This is a genomic window from Cellulophaga tyrosinoxydans (genome assembly GCF_900176415.1).
Lineage (GTDB): Bacteria > Bacteroidota > Bacteroidia > Flavobacteriales > Flavobacteriaceae > Cellulophaga > Cellulophaga tyrosinoxydans.
This window is the reverse complement of sequence record NZ_FWXO01000008.1, coordinates 24,668-45,091: the sequence shown is the minus strand read 5'-3', so window position 1 is coordinate 45,091 and position 20,424 is coordinate 24,668. Positions and strand designations below refer to the sequence as shown.

9 protein-coding genes are annotated in these 20,424 nt (G+C 33.0%); 8 read left to right on the top strand and 1 reads right to left on the bottom strand.

The annotated features are described in order from the left end of the window. Nucleotides 1-91 precede the first annotated feature (91 nt). Nucleotides 92-955, bottom strand: a complete 864-nt coding sequence (locus tag B8963_RS15675; RefSeq protein ID WP_084063158.1) for an AIPR family protein — start codon at nt 953-955, stop codon at nt 92-94. Between the two features lie 125 nt (nt 956-1,080). Here B8963_RS15675 and B8963_RS15670 point away from each other — a divergent pair, with 125 nt between their 5' ends. From B8963_RS15670 to B8963_RS15630, 8 genes are all read left to right on the top strand, one after another. Next, nucleotides 1,081-2,118, top strand: a complete 1,038-nt coding sequence (locus tag B8963_RS15670; protein WP_234989683.1) for an IS4 family transposase — start codon at nt 1,081-1,083, stop codon at nt 2,116-2,118. 484 nt (nt 2,119-2,602) lie between these two features. Continuing rightward, entirely contained in the window at nt 2,603-5,521 is a 2,919-nt protein-coding gene (locus tag B8963_RS15885) for a DUF5060 domain-containing protein (RefSeq protein ID WP_143312563.1), read from the top strand. Nucleotides 5,522-5,617: 96 nt separating this feature from the next. After that, nucleotides 5,618-9,715: a hybrid sensor histidine kinase/response regulator transcription factor gene (locus B8963_RS15655; protein WP_234989682.1), complete on the top strand. Its 4,098-nt coding sequence runs from the start codon at nt 5,618-5,620 to the stop codon at nt 9,713-9,715. Between the two features lie 475 nt (nt 9,716-10,190). After that, on the top strand, nt 10,191-12,872 hold the full coding sequence (locus B8963_RS15650; protein WP_084063156.1) for a glycoside hydrolase family 3 C-terminal domain-containing protein: 2,682 nt from the start codon (nt 10,191-10,193) through the stop codon (nt 12,870-12,872). A gap of 39 nt (nt 12,873-12,911) precedes the next feature. Further along, nucleotides 12,912-16,064: a SusC/RagA family TonB-linked outer membrane protein gene (locus tag B8963_RS15645; protein ID WP_084063155.1), complete on the top strand. Its 3,153-nt coding sequence runs from the start codon at nt 12,912-12,914 to the stop codon at nt 16,062-16,064. A gap of 20 nt (nt 16,065-16,084) precedes the next feature. Beyond that, nucleotides 16,085-17,602, top strand: coding sequence for a RagB/SusD family nutrient uptake outer membrane protein (locus B8963_RS15640; protein WP_084063154.1), 1,518 nt, complete (start codon nt 16,085-16,087; stop codon nt 17,600-17,602). 9 nt (nt 17,603-17,611) lie between these two features. Further along, on the top strand, nt 17,612-18,742 hold the full coding sequence (locus tag B8963_RS15635) for an IPT/TIG domain-containing protein (protein ID WP_143312562.1): 1,131 nt from the start codon (nt 17,612-17,614) through the stop codon (nt 18,740-18,742). Nucleotides 18,743-18,811: 69 nt separating this feature from the next. Beyond that, nucleotides 18,812-20,221, top strand: coding sequence for an endo-1,4-beta-xylanase (locus B8963_RS15630; RefSeq protein ID WP_084063152.1), 1,410 nt, complete (start codon nt 18,812-18,814; stop codon nt 20,219-20,221). Nucleotides 20,222-20,424: the final 203 nt, after the last annotated feature.

The window sequence follows — 20,424 nt, the reverse complement described above, 5'->3', positions numbered from 1 at the left end:
TAATTTAACTATGCTCACTTTTTTCCGCCGAAAGTGGTATTGTCATGTCGTTTTTTGCACATCCTAATGAAACGAAATATTAAAATCTTACTTATCTAAAACCATATTTTTGTACAGTTTTTAGATTTAAACCTACAAGGGATTTATTTCTATCGGTTAGTGTTTTTTTTCCTTCAAGTAACTCAACCATAAATCTATACTTGTACGCATCTAATTTTCTTCTTTCCTTATCCCATTTAACTATTTTCTCCACTAAATCTAAAGTAATATTGACTTCATCTTTCTTCAAGTTTTCATCATGATTGAAATATTCATCCATATCGAAAAATAACTCTGGATTTTTTTCAATAACGCTATTTAGAATTGTTTCACCTTGATTTCTTTCAATATCAGTAAAAGGTCTATTATTACGAAGCTTACTACTTAAAGTATAAGCCATATCAAATTGATATTGACTAAGATTACCAGTTTCTCTGCCCCAAGCCTCAATTTTTTTCCATGTTTTATAATGAACCGATTTTAACCTTTCAATAGATGCTTCAATCTCTACTTTTATTGTTTCATCTTCAGTCAACATTTTCCGCTTTTCCGATGTTTTATCTTCAAGTTCACCAGATATTTCATCCAGTTTAATATTCAGATTTTCATTTTTTATTGCATCCCAACATTCTTCTTTTTTTGCCCACTCCCCATACAACGAACCAGGAGCTTTGGATTTAATATATTCTTCAATCTTGGACATTATTTCGTGTAGTTTCGATTTTAGAACATCACTTAATGTTTGCTGTTTCCAGATTTTATAGAGATCTAACTTATAATCTAATTTATAACCTAACCAAGCTAATGCATAAGGAACAACTATGTATCGCATATCTCCAATCGCATTTGGTTTCACTCCATAAACTTTTTCTGCTGAAGAGAAAATAATTGCTTTGGATATAACATCTTCAAACAATAGCGTCCAAAACGTTTAAAAAAATAAGAGGATAAAGTCAAGTATCTCAAATATCTTTGAGTTGCACAACAAAACCCATCCTCTTATGGTAAATGTAACTCTATTTTCACAAATAATTTCAAAACTTGACCGTTCTAAATTCAAAAAGCCAATCGCTTCGCGACATTAGCAATGGCTTACGTTCTACAACTGGTAATCTCAATCATTTAGCCATGGGTAAGGCACCATCAAAATCTACAGTGGGCTATCAGAATAAAAACAGGGACTGGGAGCTTTTTAGGGCTTATTATTATGTTTTACTGGAAAGTTTAGGACAGCAAGCCCATATGAAACGCACAAAATTCAAGATAAAATCAAAAATATTCTTGCTTGATGCTACAACGATAAGCCTTTGTTTAGGCTTGTTTGATTGGGCAAAATACAAAACAAAAAAAGGAGCGGTAAAAATGCACACTTTACTGGATTACGATGGGCATCTGCCAGCTTATGTAAACATTACAGATGGCAAAACAGCGGACAATAAAGGGGCTTATGATGTGCCGCTCCTAAAAGGAAGTGTTATAGTTGCTGATAGATTTTACAATGATTTTTCACTCTTAAATGTCTGGGACAGCAAGGGGGTTTATTTTGTAATAAGGCATAAGGATAACATTAAATTTAAAACTCTAAAAGAATTAGAGCTACCCGAGAACAGACATCAGCATCTTCTAAAAGATGAAATTATTGAGTTAACAGGTCAAAAGACCAAAGATAAGTACCCTAAAAAGCTGCGCAGAGTTGCGTTATGGGATGAAAAAAATCAGCAAACCATTGAAGTAATTACCAATCAAATGTCTTGGACAGCAAACACTATAACAGAACTGTACAAGGCTAGATGGGAAGTAGAAATATTTTTTAGAGACATAAAACAGCAGTTGCACATCAAATCTTTTATAGGTACAAGTCAGAATGCTGTAATGATACAGATCTGGACCGCACTTATAACAATATTGATTTTAAAAGCACTAAAAACACAGGCAAAGCACGCGTGGTATTTATCTAATCTTGTTGCATTTATAAGACTTAATCTTTTTGTTAAAATAGAACTAAACACTTGGCTCGATAATCCGTTTGCTAAAGAGCAACCTCCTCCAAATAAATATATACAAGGGGTTCTTTTTTGAAAATCTATAAAATAAAGTGGTCAAGCTAGTAAAATGGTTAAATTTGATGTGCCTTAATTTTATTTAGGACAGGATTGATATTTAATGGTTGTATTTTACTTAACTTCTAGAAGTCAATTTAAGCTAAAACTAATAAGATAATTAAGAAAAGATAATAGTGCATAACAAATTATATGCGCCATTTGTGATACAAAATGCTTAATTTGTTACAAATCTATTTTTGCCTAAGCTGTAATTTTATACCAATTATTTAAAACACTTAAAATCTAATGGATGAAAAACAAACTGCTTCCATTGATTATTGTAATTTTTAGTATCATTATTGTCAATGCTAAAGATTAAAGGGAATTTTTCTTTCAATCAACGAATATTTCCAGAAGGAAATCGCATTTTAGAAATAGTATTTCAAATGCAATTGGGATAGGTATCCAAAGATTCAAGTGGGATATCATGGAAGAAATACTAACTAATTTAAAAGAAATACATGGGCATAAACCTTATTACAATCCTTAAAACTTATAAACTTGGCAATAACACGATTTACTTTTTTTTGTTAGCATGTTTTTTTAATTTATGTTCTTACGCTCAAAATAAAGATGTTCAAATTGACGGCGAACTAAAAAAATGGCATAAAGTAACCCTCAGTTTTTCAGGAGACGAACTATCAGAAAAAGGGCAGGAAAATCCTTTTTTAGATTACAGATTAACTGTTACTTTCAAAAACAAAAACAAAATTTATGTTGTGCCAGGGTTTTTTGCAGCCGATGGAAATGCTTCTGAAACTAGTGCTGAAAAAGGAAGCATTTGGCAAGTAAGATTCGTGCCAGATGCTATTGGGGAGTGGACTTATGATGTCTCGTTTAGAAAAGGAAAGGCCATAGCGGTAAATGACGATGTTAATGCTGGCGAGAGTATTCAATTTGATGGAGCAAGCGGAACCTTTACCATAGTAAATTCAAATAAAAATGGCGTTGATTTTAGAGGCAAAGGACGTTTGCGATATGTTAACGAACGCTATTTGCAATTTGCTGAAACAAAAGAATATTTCCTTAAAGGCGGTACCGATAGCCCTGAAAACTTTTTAGGATATTTTGAGTTCGATCAAACACCTCCTTCACACAGATACGAAGCACATGCTAAAGATTGGAAGCAAGGCGATCCAACCTGGCAAAACGGAAAGGGAAAAAATATTATTGGAGCGCTTAATTATTTGGCTTCGAAGGGAATGAATTCGGTTTATTTTTTAACCATGAATGTCCAAGGTGATGGAAAAGATGTTTGGCCATGGAACGACGTTAATGAACGCTATCGTTTCGATTGTAGTAAATTAGATCAGTGGGAAAAAGTGTTTGATCACATGGATACATTGGGCTTAATGCTGCATATAGTCACCCAAGAAACAGAAAATGAATTGTTATTAGATATTGGCGAATTGGGCGTTCAGCGGAAGCTTTATTATAGAGAATTAATCGCTCGTTTCTCACATCATTTAGGCATTACATGGAACTTAGGAGAGGAAAATGGCCCTGTTGATTGGAGCCCGAAAGGACAAAATGATGCAGACCGAAAAGCCATGGCAAAATATATTAAGGAACAGGACCCTTATAAAAATTTTATAGCGTTACACACCCACTCCGTGCCATCACAACAAGAAGAAATTTTAAATCCTTTGTTGGGTTATGAATATCTTGATGGGGTTTCAAACCAGATTCATCATCCAGATTTAGTACATCATATTACTAAGAAGTGGCTTTTAGAATCTCAAAAATCAAAAAGAATATGGTTGGTAACGCAAGATGAAATTGGTCCTGCAGATTCTGGTGCAAAACCAGATGCCGACGACCCAGAACATCAAGCTATTAGACATGAAGTGCTTTGGGGTAATTTAATGGCAGGTGGTGCTGGTGTAGAGTGGTATTTTGGCTATAAATATGCACACAACGATTTAAATTGTGAAGATTGGCGTTCTAGGGACATTGTATGGGATCAAACACGATATGCCTTAGACTTTTTTCGCAAGTATTTACCTTTTCAAGATATGCAATCGGCAGATGATTTAACGGATAGAACGGAAGATTACGTTTTTGCTAAAAATCAATCCGTTTATGCTATTTATCTGCCTAAAGTAGTGGAGACTAAAATTAATTTACTGGGTTCTAACCAGCGTTACACCATCAAATGGTATAACCCAAAAACGGGTGGCAAACTGCAAAATGGAACACTAAAAACCATTAAAGGTGGTGCTTTGGTTTCTATTGGGTTGCCTCCAAGTAAAGAAGGTGATTGGGTAGCTCTTATTGAGGCTAAAAATAAAGTTATAACTCAAAATAAAACCCAGAACCAGCAGGTTATAACTTTGGATGCCTTGACCGATTTTGAAAACGATACAAAGGCAAAAGCGGTTTATTACAGAGACGAACTTAATGGTGTTTTAGCCATAGATGCTTCCGATAAAAACCAACGCAATGTATTTGCAAACGCTTATTCAATATTTAAAGGTGAAACAGGTTTATACAAGATGTCTTTTGTTTCATTAGCAGAAAATGATGGTGAATCTGAATACAGGATAAAAGTAAATGGAACTGTAATAGATACCATTATAAATCCAGCTGTTTCAGATGCCTTTAGAGTGATTAATCATAAACTTGATACAATTCATCTTTATACGAACGATATCATTCAAATAGAATCTAACGCTGTTTCAAATGGGGAAATTCCTGAAAACAATGAAACAGCTTGGTCTAGAGGTCGTTGGAAAGCACTCATTTTAATTCCAGAAGGACTTTCAATTAAAGAACAACTAAAAGCGGTTGTGCCTTTTGAAGAAAAGGATGGTTTTTTAGAAGTGGAAGCCGAAGCATTTCATTACAGTTCTAATAACGGAACAAAACGTGATTGGTACATGCGTTCTAGAGAAGATTCCTTGCCTTTTTTAAATGATAACATTGAGAATCATTCGGATACTGCCAGTGGTAATAGTTATATTGAAGCATTACCAGATACTAGAATAACACATGATGATCCACTGATTCATGGTGAAAACTTTTTCCCAATTGCGGGGGTGGGTGCTATGGTATCCTACAAAGTAAAAATCAATAACCCAGGAAGGTACTATGTTTGGGCACAAGCCTTTTCAAGTGGAACCGAAGACAATGGTGCACATGTTGGATTGGACGAACAATGGCCAGAAAGTGGAGCGCGCATGCAATGGTGCGATGGAAAAGGTAAATGGACCTGGTCCTCAGCTCAGCGTGTGCCAGAAAATCATTGTGGAGTGCCAAAAACTATTTATTTAGATTTCCCAAAAGCAGGAGAATATGTTATTTCTTTTTCAATGCGCGAAGATGGTTTCGAAATAGATAGGTGGATCATCACAAAAAACAGTAATTTTAATCCGGAATAAAAGTAAACTACAATTATGTTTTTTAATAGTCACACTGGCAAATTTCTGATTTTTTATTTCCTAATAAGTTTGCAATTATGGTCACAAGGAAGTTTGATGGAATACCATTTTGTTAATATTAAAGATGGCATTTCTAAGGTGGCTGTGCCAAGTATTATACAAGATAAAGAAGGTTTTATTTGGATAAGTACTAATGGTGCTGGGTTATATAGGTTTGATGGGATTGATTATCTTTCGTACAAACATAAACTTAACGATTCAACTTCTTTAACTAGCAATTTAATTTATTGTACTCATTTGGACTATAAAAATAGATTATGGATTGGTACTGAAGATGGACTTAATTTATATGAAAGACAGTTCGATAGATTTAAAAAAATTCCAATAAGTAGGATAAATAAAAATAAAAATATTTCTGTTGCTGTTAGTAGTTTGTCGTCAGATAAATCTGGTAATATTTATTTAGGTACTTTTGAAAATGGCCTATATAAATTTAATGTTAACAGTGATATAATAGAACAAATACCTGTAGAGGGCATTAATTCCGAAACAAGTTTTGTGAATATTAACGCTATTCAAGTCAGCGATAAAGGAAAAGTTTATGTTGGTTCTAATATAGGACTTTTGGAATATGATAGTGTAACCAATAAACTAAAAAAAAGTCTTTTTTCTTCTTATAAAGGAATAGTTTCAATAGACCAACCCATACAATCAATATTGTTAGATAATTCAAATAATATTTGGATTGGAACACTTGAAAACGGATTATATAAAGCATCTATTCTAAGTATAGGTAGTCAAAAATCCTTCAATTTAATCCATTATAACATAACTAAAAAAAGGATCTTGTCTATGGTCGAAATTCCTGATGGTACTTTATTAATTGGTACTGAGAATGATGGATTAATTCACCTAAATCAAAATGGTACTGTAATTAAAAATTACATATTAGATAAAACAGATAAAAATAGTATAAAATCAAATTCCATTTGGTCTTTATTCGTTGATAAGAATGAAAGAATTTGGATGGGGTATTATAACAGTGGGGTGGCGGTTTATGATAAATTATATGATAAGTTTAATAGTTTAGAGAGTGTATCAGGGAATATTAATTCACTTCAGTTCGCTTCTGTTACAGCAATTGAGCAAGATGAGTATGGCAAATTCTGGATAAGTATGGATGGAGGTGGGATAGATATTTATGATCCTAAAACTAATAAATTTGAGCATATTAGTAAAACAAATACCAAAGGCTATTCCGGATTAACTAGCTTTGATATTCAAACCGTTTTTATAGATAGCAATAAAAATATTTGGGCAGGAAGTTGGAATAATGGATTGTATTTATTGAAACATGGATCTAAAAAATTTATTAATTATAATGCAGCAAATACCCCTAATCTAGATGCTAATAGTGTATTAAGTTTTGCTGAAGATTTAGATGGTCTAATTTGGATAGGAACCTTTCATGGAGGGGTTGTTTCATATAATCCTAAAGATGGAACGTTTACAAACCAATATATGCCTCCGTTTCCTAAAGAAGAATTAATTGGAAATGCCGTTAGAAAAGTGTTAGTAGATTCTAAAAATAACGTTTGGGTTGGTACTACTGAAGGGGTGTTTAGAATTAATAAAAACAGAAATAAAGAATATCAAGTAGAAGCTATTTCAAAGAAAGAAACTAATAGTAATAGAAATAAAAAAAGCGCCAACCACATCTTATCGCTATATGAAAGTTCTGATGGGTCAATTTGGTTTGGTACCCGAGGTTCTGGTTTATGTCGTTATACCGAAGATGACACATTTCAATGGTATAATGAATTATATGAATTCACCGAGGAAAGTGTATCCAGTATTATTGAAAGTGAAAACGGGAATTTATGGGTTAGTGTAAATTCAGGACTTTTAAAACTAAATTTAAAGAATAATGAAATAACAAACTTTACCTTAAACGATGGGCTTCTATCTAACGAGTTCAATTTTAATGCCGTTTATAAAGACCATAAAGGACGTTTGTATTTTGGGAATTATAAAGGAATTGATTTTTTTAATCCCGATGAAATTAGTACAAATAAAATAGTTCCCTCATTATACCTTACTGGTCTTAAATTGTTTAATAAGGAGGTTTATCCAGATGAAGAAGGTTCGCCTCTAAAACAAATATTGGCTAAAACCGAAGAAATAGAATTAAACCACAATCAATCTGTTTTTACTATAGAGTATTCGGGAATAAGTTATACAAGGCCAGAAAAAAACCAGTATGCTTATTATTTAGAAGGCCTAGAGGAGTCTTGGAATTATGTTGGAAACTTAAGAAGCGCAACCTATACAAATTTAGATCGCGGAACTTATGTTTTTAAGTTAAAAGCTGCTAACAACGATGGCATTTGGAATGAAACACCTTTAGAGTTAAGAATAACTGTTTTACCACCTTGGTGGAAGACAAATTGGGCAATATTTGTATATATAGCATTGTTTTTAGGTATGGCATATTTACTCAATAACTTAGCCCAAGAGCGTATTAAAGAAAAGGAATTAATAAGAAATGAAAGAAATCAAAGAATTCAAGAAGATGAATTACACGAGAAGAAACTTCAATTTTTCACCAATATCTCTCATGAGTTTAGAACACCTTTAACTTTAATGATAAACCCATTACAAGATATTATTAACGATGATAAGCTAAATCTACCACAACGCGTTAAAGATAAACATAATATAATTTACAAAAATACAAATAGGCTCTACAGGTTAATAAATGAATTAATGGATTTTAGGAAGTTAGAGTTTAACAAAATGCGAATACGGGCTCAAGAAACAAATGCTGTTAGCTTTACTAAAGACATAACTGGTTATTTTAAAGAAGAAGCTTATAATAGAAACATACATCTTGCAGTAGATTCAGACGTTCCAAGCATATCACTTTGGGCAGACGAAAGCATGTTAGAAAAAATTATTTTCAATGTACTGTCAAACGCCATGAAAGTGACGCCAAACGGAGGGGCTATAAATATCGATCTTTTATCAAAGGATGATTTAATTGTGCTACCCTTGGTTGATGAAAAAAAACCAATTAAGGTAATTGAAATTATAATTTCAGATACAGGTCCAGGTTTAGATAAAGAACAAGCTAAAAAAATATTTGAACGTTTTTATCAAGTAGAAAATTTGAATAAAACTTATTATGGAGGCACAGGAATAGGGCTTGAAGTGGTTCATAATTTTGTAAAATTACATAAAGGAAGCATTGAAGTTGAAAGTAAAATAGGAGAAGGTACCACTTTTAGAATTTTATTCCCAGCGGGAAAAAATCATTTTTCAGATCAGGAACTTCTTACCGAAGTTACATCTGCAACATCAATAAAAGAAAGGTTTGTTCCAAAAATTAATGCAGAATCGGTAAAAGAAGATGTTGCTTTCGATGAAAAAACAACCAAGTCATATACCGTTCTTATAGTAGAAGATAACACAGAGCTTCGAAATTATTTGCGTGATGAACTTAAAGGAGACTATAAAATTTTGGTAGCAAATAATGGAAAAGAAGGCTTAGAAATATCAAGTGATGCCCTGCCAGACGCTATTATTACAGATGTAATTATGCCAGAAATGAACGGGTTCGATTTTTGTAAAATACTTAAAACAGATTTACGAACTAGCCATATTCCTTTACTAATGCTAACCGCTAAAACAAGAATAGACGATAGAATCGAGGGCATAGGTTATGGCGCTGATGCCTATATGGTAAAGCCTTTTGATATGCGTTTGTTAAAACTTCGAGTATCACAGTTAATAACAAGTAGAAAGTTAATTTTTAATAAATATTTTGGAGCAATTAGTGGTGCCGAAGAAAGTAAAAATGCAATATCTATTGATAAAGAATTTATTCAAAAAGTTTTAAGTTTCATTAATAAAAACATCAGCGACTCAGACTTAAGTGTGGAGTTATTGGCTGAAGAATTAAATTTAAGTAGAAGTCAACTCTATAGAAAAATAAAAACTTTAACAGGACAAACGGTTAATGAATTTTTAAGAAAAATTCGATTACAACGTGCAAAACAGTTGCTCGAAAGTGGCAGTGCAACTGTTAGTGAAGTTTGCTTTAAAGTGGGTTTTTCTTCGCCTTCTTATTTTACCAAATGCTTTAAAGCACATTTTGGGGTTTTACCTACAGATATAGAACAAAACTCTTTATGATAAATCCTTAATCATTTATTTTTGGTAGTATCTCAATAAGTGTGTAAAGTTAAAAATATCGAGGGTTATAGCTCTCGATATTTTTTTGTTTAAGCAATTCAATATAAGTGCTCAATAACAAATACCTTTTAGCCAAAATTTAATTGTATTTAAATAATATTTTATAATTCTTTTATAACAATATAGCACATACTATAACAAATGTAGCATCAGATATCTCTAGTGATGCGTTTAGCCTATTTTATCCCTAATTGCAACAATTCTTTCAGTACTTGCTTTATATGTATTATTTCTGGCCTTGTAAGCTAATTATATTTGTTTTAAACATTTTCTTATTTGTAAAAAAATGAAAAGTATTATAATCAGACTTTTAAAAATTTATTAAGAAATTTTGAATATAGGATTTTTGTTTTTCTACTCTTATTAATATGTAGTTTCCAATAATTAATTCATCTACAATAAAAAAACGCTTTTAATGAATTTTAATATATACAATAGACCTCAGTTTTTAATTAAGCTTTCAAAAATCTGTTTATTAACCGTTGTGGTTTTTTTTATTTCGTGTAAGGCAAACAAAACAAATGAGCAAGTAGCAAAATTTACTGCCTTTAAATTTAATGATACTTCTTTGCCGATTGAAGAAAGGGTGCGGGATTTAATTAGTCAAATGACATTATCAGAAAAAGTATCACAAATGCGTTATGATGCTCCTGAGATTAATAGGTTGGGAGTACCTGCTTACAACTGGTGGAACGAATGTTTACATGGCGTTGCCAGAGCTGGCGAAGCTACCGTTTTTCCACAAGGAATTGGTATGGGGGCTACGTGGAATGCACCTTTAATTTTCGAAATGGGTACAGCAGTATCAGACGAAGCAAGAGCAAAACACCACAAATTTATTTCTGAAGGTAAAAGAGGTATTTACCAAGGTTTGACGTTTTGGACTCCTAATATCAATATTTTTAGAGATCCACGGTGGGGAAGAGGACAAGAAACCTATGGCGAAGACCCATATTTAACTAGTAGAATAGGGGTTAATTATATTAAAGGACTTCAAGGAGATGATTCTAAATATTTAAAAGTGGTAGCAACGGCAAAACACTATGCGGTGCATAGTGGACCAGAAAAATCTAGACATGAAGATAATTACCAGACATCTAATAAAGATTTGTTCGAAACTTATTTGCCTGCGTTTGAAGCTGCTGTAAAGGAAGCTAAAGTACATTCTGTAATGTGTGCCTATAATCGTTTTAGAGAAGAAGCTTGCTGTGGAAGTAATCTTTTATTACAAAAAATTCTTCGTGACGATTGGAGTTTTGATGGTTATGTGGTTTCTGATTGTTGGGCGATTAATGATTTTTGGGAACCAGGAAAACACGAGCTTGTAAAAACACCAGCAGAGGCCAGTGCCTTAGCAGTTTCTAGAGGGACAGATTTGAATTGTGGAGACTGTTACGACCCTAATTTAAAGGAAGCCGTCCTTAAAAAAATGGTTGATGAAGAAAAAATTGATTTGGCACTAACACGATTGATGACAGCACGCTTTAAGTTAGGTATGTTTGACTCTGAAGCGGATGTGATATGGTCTAAAATTCCTTATAGTGTAGTTGCGAGTCAAGAACATTATGATTTGTCTGAAAAAATAGCAAAAGAATCTATGGTATTGTTGAAAAACCAAAACAATACGCTCCCTTTAAGTAAAAATATAAAATCGATTGCAGTGATAGGGCCTAATGCCAATTCCAAACAAGCATTGTTAGGTAACTATCATGGCACACCAAAAAATTACAATACACCACTAAAAGCAATTATGGATAAGTTGCCTAATGCTACTATTAACTATGCATTAGGTAGTGATATTGCTATTGGTTGGCCCACATTAAATACAATACCATCTTCTGTGTTAAAAAATGGAGAAAATAAAGGTTTAAAAGCAGAATATTTTAAAAACACAAACTGGGAAGGAACTCCAGAATTTATTAGAAAAGATAGCGTGGTAGATTTTATTTGGACGTTAAAAAAACCTATTGATAATTTAAAAACAGATGACTTTTCTGTTAAATGGACAGGGCAATTAGTGCCAAATGAAAGTGGGAAATATAGAATAGGACTTAGAGCGAGTAGTGCAGGTAAACTCTATTTTGATGGTGACTTAAAGTTTGAATTTAAAGACGATCATGAGCCAAAAACTAAATATTTTGATATTGATTTACAATCAGGAATAGGTCATGAAATAAAAATTGAATATTATAATTACCACTCAGATCCTCAAGCTCAATTTGTTTGGGCAAAAATGGATCAAGATTTAATAACACCAGCTTTAGAGGCTGCGAAAAAATCTGAAGTTGTAGTAATGTGCTTAGGTCTTTCGCCAGATATTGAAGGAGAAGAAATGCCAGTGTTATTAGAAGGTTTTGATAAAGGAGACCGTTCAGATATTACCCTTCCTAAAACGCAAATTGAATTAATGAAAAAAATTCAAGCGCTTGGTAAACCAACCATTTTGGTTTTAATGAACGGAAGTGCATTAGCCGTTAATTGGGCAGCAGATAATATTCCAGCAATTTTAGAAGCATGGTATCCAGGAGAATTTGGAGGAAATGCTATTGCAGATGTTTTGTTTGGAGATTACAATCCTGCAGGCCGATTGCCTGTAACTTTCTATAAATCGGTTGATGATTTGCCAGATTTTAAAAACTATAACATGGAAAATAGAACCTATAAATACTTTAAAGGGGATCCACTTTTTCCTTTTGGTCATGGTTTAAGCTATACAAGTTTTGCATATACCAATTTGAATATCCCGGATACATTAAGCATAAACAACGACTTAGAAATAACTGTTGACGTTAAAAATACGGGAGCCGTTAATGGCGATGAAGTTGTTCAACTATATGTTTCTCACGAAGGAAAAGTAGATGCAGCCATAAGAACTTTGGTAGGTTTTGAAAGGATTCATTTAAAAGCAGGCGAAACTAAAAAATTAAGCTTCAGTATTAGTCCAAAACAATATGCCTTAATAAATAATGAAGGCATTGCAGTATTAGAATCAGGATTATTGAAAGTAAGTATTGGAGGAAAGCAGCCTAGTTTTAAAGGTGTGGCAGATACCACTACTAGTGATGTATTAGTAAAAAATTTAACATTAATAAATTAAATAATCAACAAACTAAATTAATAACCTAAACTATTTAACATGAAGATAAAGTTTAAATTGGCAGTCATTGCTTTGGTAATGATGTGCATACAAAGTGCTTTTTCACAAACAAAAACCGTGTCGGGCACTGTTACAGATGAGTCTGGAATGCCCTTGCCAGGGGTAGACATTCTCGTTAAAGGAACCTCAAAAGGAAATATTACAGATTTTGATGGTAATTATGCCATAAAAGATGTAACTCCAAACAGTACGTTAGTATTTACTTATTTAGGTTTTGCAAAGCAAGAAATTGTATTTACAGGGCAAAACATTTTAAACGTTAATTTATTACAAGATACTTCAGCGTTAGATGAGGTAGTGGTAATTGGTTACGGTACTTCTAAAAGAAAAGATTTAACAGGAGCTATTTCATCTGTTTCTGTGAGTGAATTAAGAGATCAGCCATTTACATCTGTAGATCAAGCCTTAATTGGTAAAGCTGCCGGGGTTACGGTGTCTCAAAACTCAGGGGCTCCAGGTGGCGGTGTTTCTATGAAAATAAGAGGGATAACGTCTATAAATGGAAATGAACCATTGTACGTAATAGATGGTACACCTATTTTCGCGGATAGAAATAACAAATCATTAGATTTAGGATCAGCTACAGGTGGTGGAGCAGGGCAGAATGTCAATTCTGCGTTGTCTGGTATAAATATGTCAGACATTGAATCTATAGATATTTTAAAAGATGCATCGGCCACTGCAATTTATGGAGCTAATGGTTCAAATGGTGTTGTTTTAATTACTACCAAAAAAGGAAAAAAAGGCAAAGCGGTAATTTCTTTTGATAATTATACGGGTATTCAATCTGTTACAAAATATATTGATATGATGGATTTGCAACAATACGCTCAGTACACAAGCGATTTGTTAAAATCTGATAATAGAGAAGTACCTTTTGAATTTCAAAATCCTAGTTTATTAGGTAAAGGTACTAATTGGCAAGAGGAAATTTTTAGAGAAGCTATAGTTACTAATAATCAAGTTGCGATTTCTGGAGAAAAAGATGGAACGCGCTATTATACCTCACTCGGTTATTTCAAGCAAGACGGTGTTATTGTTAATACCAATTTTGAGCGAATTTCGATGCGTTTAAACATTGATACAAAGGTTAATGATTGGCTTAAAGTAGGTAACAATATATCCTTAAGTAATATTAAGCAACGCATCGTTAAAAATGATGATAGAGGTGGTATTGTATCTTCTGCTTTGCGTTTAAGTCCACTAATACCAGTAAGATACCCAGATGGTAGTTTCGGAGCTCCTGGAGGAGGTGTAAATGGTGCCGCCAATAATTACGAAGCTGTCAATCCAGTTGCTTATTCAGAATATGTTAATAATAGTGATAAAAAATTTAAGATAAATGGTAATTTATTTGCTGAAATAACATTAGCCAATCCATTAACTTTTAGAACGGAATTGGGTTACGATTTGAATGCCGGCGATGGTAGGGTTTTTATTCCTACATACGATAACATTGGTACCGCTGCCAACGAAGTAAATTCTTCACTTAAACAACAAGATCAAAGTTATTATTGGAATGTTAAAAACTATTTAACATACAATCAAAGTTTTGATAAGCATAGTTTGAATGTGGTTTTGGGGCAAGAAAGACAAAAAAGTGATTTTGAATATTTAAGAGGTTCTCGTAGAGGATTAGAAGGAAATAATCAATTTGATAATTTAGTGTTGGGTTTAAAATCAACCTCTGAAGTAGATAATCAAAGTTATGCTTGGGCTATGCAATCTTACATTGCTAGAGCTAACTATAATTTTGATGATAGATATTATTTAACAGCTTCAATAAGAGCCGATGCATCTTCAAATTTTGGACCTAATAACAAATGGGGTTATTTTCCAGCTGTTTCTGGAGCTTGGACCATATCGAATGAAGATTTCATGAAATCGTCAAATACTGTAAATTACTTGAAACTACGTGGTGGTTATGGTGAAGTAGGGAATCAAAACATTCCTAGCTTTTTATATCAAACGCAATTTTCTGCTGTGCCTTCATCAAGTGGGTTATCTTATATTTATTCTGTAGATGGAAATCCAGATATTAAATGGGAAACTTTAAAATCTATAAATATAGGTTTAGAAATTGGCTTATTGGATGATGCCATTAAGTTAGACCTAGATGTGTATCAAAAAAAATCTTCAGATTTATTAATTCAAAGACCAGCAGATGACAGAACAGCGGGTAGAGTTTTGCCTTTCGAAAATGTAGGTGAAATGCTAAACAAGGGTATCGATATAACTTTGAATACTAGAAATTATCAAACAAAAGATATATCATGGAATTCTACTTTCATATTCTCAACGTTTACTAATAAATTGACAAAATTTTATGATGGTACAAAACCACTAACCGCCAATATTCCGCAGTCTGATGGAGAATTGCTTTATAGTTACGTGGAACAAGGAAAATCTCTGGGACAAATTTACGGATTTGTTACAGATGGTATTTTTAGAACCCAACAAGAAATTAATGAAAGTGCTATTCAGGTGCCAGGTAAAACCAGTGTAGGAGATATTAAATTTAAAGATATAGATGAAGATGGAGAAATTACACTAAAAGACAGAACGTACATTGGGTCTGCGCTTCCAAAATTTACCTTTAGTATCAACAATAATTTTAGTTATAAGAATTTTGACTTAAGTGTTGTGTTAAACGGTTCATACGGCAACAAAATATACAATCAAAATAGATTTTATACAGAAGCATTACGTTTCATAGGAGAAAATCAAACTACAGATGCACTAAACCATTTCGTTGTAAACTATTTACCAGATGGTGTTACTTTAGACGACGCTGCCAATTTAGCTCAAAACACAAATATTCCAAGAATTGATTTAGGAAATGGAAATGCCAACACTCGTGTTTCAGATCGTTTTGTAGAAGATGGGTCTTATATTAGAATTCAAAATATTACAATGGGATATAATATAAGCTCTGATATTTTGAGTAAAACAAATTTCTTTACCAAAGCAAGAGTATACCTTTCAGGACAAAACTTATTTACGTTTACAAAATACTCTGGTCTAGACCCAGAAATTGGAAGCAGAAATTCAGATATAAGATACGCTGGCTTAGATGTAGGTAGATATCCTTTAGCAAAAACAATAACGCTAGGTGTTAATCTAGCTTTTTAATAACATTAAAATTGATTATTATGAGAAAGCACTTAAAAAAAGCACTAATGCTAGTTACCACGATTCTTTTCTTTGCATCGTGTTCAGGAGACTTTACAGATTTGAGGTCTGAGAATACATTATGCGTAGATTGTTTACCGCCAGGAGCATCACCTTATGAAGGCATTCAAAACGGAATGTACACTAAAGGGTGGTTTGATTATAATTTTAAGGGTATGATAACCCAAGGAGACACATATGCAGGTAATGTATGGGCAAACGATGGTGAATTTAGGCCTTTTGCAGAAGCCTCTGTATTGAATGATAATGCCGTTTTAAATAGTAACTGGACAGGGCTATTTTCTGTAGTAAATCAAGCAAATTCACTAATGCAAGATTTAATTAATGACAAAGAAAATATTCCAGAAGATGCTTATATTCAAGGGATTGGTGTTTCTAAATTTATGAGAGCTACGGCTTACTTCTATTTAGTACGAATATGGGGGCCAGTTCCAATTTATGACGAAAACTCTTCCGGTATAAATGCTTTTAGAAATTTAGAGTCGGACGTTTATAAATTCATTGAGATGGATTTGGAAGATGCTTCTGAAAAGTTGACGGAGAACCCAAAAATAGGAAGAGTTGGAAAATACTCGGCAATGGGAATGCTTGCAAAAGTAAAACTAAATTTACAAAAATATGATGAGGCCGCCCAATTATGCAGAGAGGTAATAAATAGTGGAAAGTACGATTTATTGGAAGACTATGGGAATTTGTTTAATAATCCTAATTTTAATAATAGTAAGGAAAGTTTGTTTTCATTACAATGGACGGTAAACTGTAATGAATGGGGTACTCAAAACACCGAACAAGCTTTTATTGTTCCGTCAGGTTCTGGTATTACTGGTGGTGGCGATGGTTGGGGGTCTTACATGCCAACTATTGATTTACCTGGGTTGTACGAATTGGGAGATAAAAGAAGAAAACCATCCATTATGGTTGATGGCGATGTTTATCCAGAATTATTAAGTAAAAAAGGAGGTTATACTTTTGATAAATTACCATCTCAAACCGCCCTAAATTTTCGAAAATATATTGTAGGTTCTGCCGAAGATGGCTATAATGTTTGCTTTATGAGAACAGAACAAAATACAAATGTACTGCGTTTTGCTGATATATTATTAATGCTAGCTGAAGCCAAGTTAGGAGCAAGTGTTTCTACTTCAGATGGTGAAGCATTATTAGCTTTTAATAGAGTTCGCTCTCGTGCAGGCTTAGGGGCAGTAACCGAAATTACTCAAACTAGCTTGTTTAAAGAAAGAAGAATTGAATTTCTGTTAGAAGGACAATACTATTTTGATTTACAACGAAGAAATAGAGCAGACGCATTAGCAGAAATTGCCGCGCAAGAAAGAGGTTTTTATGGCGATGGGGCCAGAACCGAGTTAGTTTCTATAAAGGTATCACCTACTGATGATTACTTTACTTTGCCTTTACCAGCAGGTGCTATAAGTATTAATGTTAATTTAACTGCTGAGCCAGTTCCGTTTAATTTTTAAATAATAATTATGAAAAATATTTTCAAAATAAATCTTGTAATAATAATGTTTGTTGCTGTACTGTTTTCGTGTTCAGAAGATAATGTTCAATTACCAACAATAACAACTTTTGTTTCGCAAACAAATCCCAATGCATCAGGTACACCTGGTGAATTGCTTAAGGTTGAAGGAGCTAATTTATCTGGTTTAAAACAAATTATTCTTGATAATAATCTAGAAGTTTCTTTTAATCCTAATTTAAATTCGGATGTTGCTATTTTTTTCAATATACCTAATTTTGATTTTGATAACCCATATAATTTTGGCGTTCAACCTATAAAGTTTATAACAGCTAATGGGGAAATTGATTCTCAAATAAATATTATACAACCTGCTCCTGTTTTTGCAAATTTTAGTGCACTAAACCCTAAATTAGGAGACAAAGTAACAATAAAAGGAGATTGGTTTATTGATATTTTATCGGTTACATTTGGAGGAGAACCGTTAGATTATACATTAGTTTCAGATAAAGAAATGTACTTTATTGTACCAACCAGTGCTACAGAAGGAGCTCACGTTGTTATTACAACGCCAGCTGGTAGTACGGTAATAGTTCCTGCTGGTCCTGGAGTTTCAAACACGACTTTTTTAGATATCAATTTTGGTTTTGTTGATTATTTGTTTGAAGATTTTGATGGCAATGGGTTGTATACCAGTACTTGGGGTTTTTATGGTGATGCAGGTGCTTTGACTGTTACAGCAGCAGGGCAAACCGGTAATTGTGCACAATACGATTATAATGGAGCCACAGCAAATGGATATAATGGATGCCAGAATAATGAAGCAGGGGCATTTTTGCCAAGTACAGCAACTGCCGCTTCTAAAGTAACATTTAAAATGATGGTAAATGCTAGCGCTGGTTCTTCATTTGATGTGATTCTTGATACTTGGGCCTATAATTTCACTATTACTACAAGTGGATGGCAAGAAGTTTCAGCAGTCTTAGATCAATTTGGATCTGGTTATAATCCTGGAAATGCCGCAACAGATACTAAAAAAGTAGATCCGTCAGGTATATTACAAGTTAAAGTTTCTTTGCCTAATAATGGTACAGCTTCAACCTTGAAATTTGATGATATTAAATTTAGAGTAGAAGAATAATTTAATTTAAAATATTATAATAAGAGGTTACTGCTTTAAAAAACAGTAACCTTTTTTAAACAAAAAAAGATGAAAATAATTAATTTAAAAATGGGAATTGCCTTTTTTTTAGTATTTACATTACTAAGTTGTAGTAAAGATGATGGTAATTCTCCAGAACCTTCGGCTAAGTTGGGAATACCATTTGCTTCAACGGCTAGTAATATTACAGATACTTCTTTTCAGGCAAATTGGGTTTTGGTACCTGAAGCAGAGAGTTATTTAATTGATGTTTCAACGTCTAGTAGTTTTTCTATGATGCTTACTGGTTATGAAGCGTTTGTTGTTCAAGGGAATACTGTTTCAGTAATTGGGCTTTCTCCAGCGATTAACTATTATTATAGAGTAAGAGCTAAACGAGGTGCCGAAATTTCTAGCAATTCAAATGCGATAACGGTTATAACTACAGGGGTTATACCTGAAGAACCAGAAGATCCAACTTTTCTTAAAGTTAAAGCCAATGCTCTAGCTAATCCTTTTTTTGTAGGTGTAGCTGTTAAATCGAATCAACTAACAGAAGGTAGTTCGTATGATACGGTTCTTAAAAATGAATTTAGCAGTATTACGGCTGAGTATGAAATGAAAATGAATCCCATTTCTACAGGTAGCGGATCTTATAATTGGGTAGCAGCAGACAAAATAGTTAAATATGGAAATGATAATGGTATAAATGTGCATGGTCATGCTTTAGTTTGGCATAACGCAGTGCCTAATTGGTTGGCCAATTTTTCAGGTACCGATGCAGAGTTTGCGTTAGAAGTGAAAAAATACATAACCGATGTGGTTACACGCTACGCAGGAAAGGTTAAGTCATGGGATGTTGTAAATGAGGCTGTTAATGATAATGATGGTGGTTTAAGAAATACTATTTTTCTTCAAAAGATGGGCCCTAATTATATTAAAGACTGTTTTCAGTGGGCTAGAGATGCAGCAAATGCTGCTGGGGATACAAATTTATTGCTTTTCTATAATGATTATGCGACTTCAACTAATATTAATAAACAAAATAAAGTTTATACAATTGTAGATGATTTAATGGCAAATAACCTTATAGATGGTGTTGGTTTTCAAATGCATAACACATATCTGAGTCCTACGAAAATACAAATGGAGACCGATATTAATAGAGCTGTTGTTAAAGGCTTAAAAATTCATGTTTCTGAGTTGGATATACAAGTGAACCAAAATAATGATATTACTTACCTCACTGAAGAAAGAAATTTGGCTCAAAAAGCAAAATATTTAGAGATTGTTAAAATCTATAATGCTCTTCCTGCTGCTAATAAGTATGCTTTAACAGTTTGGGGATTTAAAGACAATGAATCTTGGATCCCTTATAATACAGATTTGAATCATCCAGGGAATGACTGGCCCCTATTATATGATAAAGATTTTAAATTAAAAAGTGCACATACAGGATTTTTAGAAGGGTTAAATTGAGTTAGTTTAGTTGTTTAGTTAAGGACATCGTTTAAAAAGCAATTTTTGAACGATGTTTTTTTTTATGTATGTCCAAATTTTAAAATCACATTTTTAAAAGATAATTAGTCAATCCTTAACAATAGTTCAAACACTTGAATTTCAATAAATTAATACTTTAAATCATTGCGAATAATTGCAGGATTTCGTATCTTAGAATCATA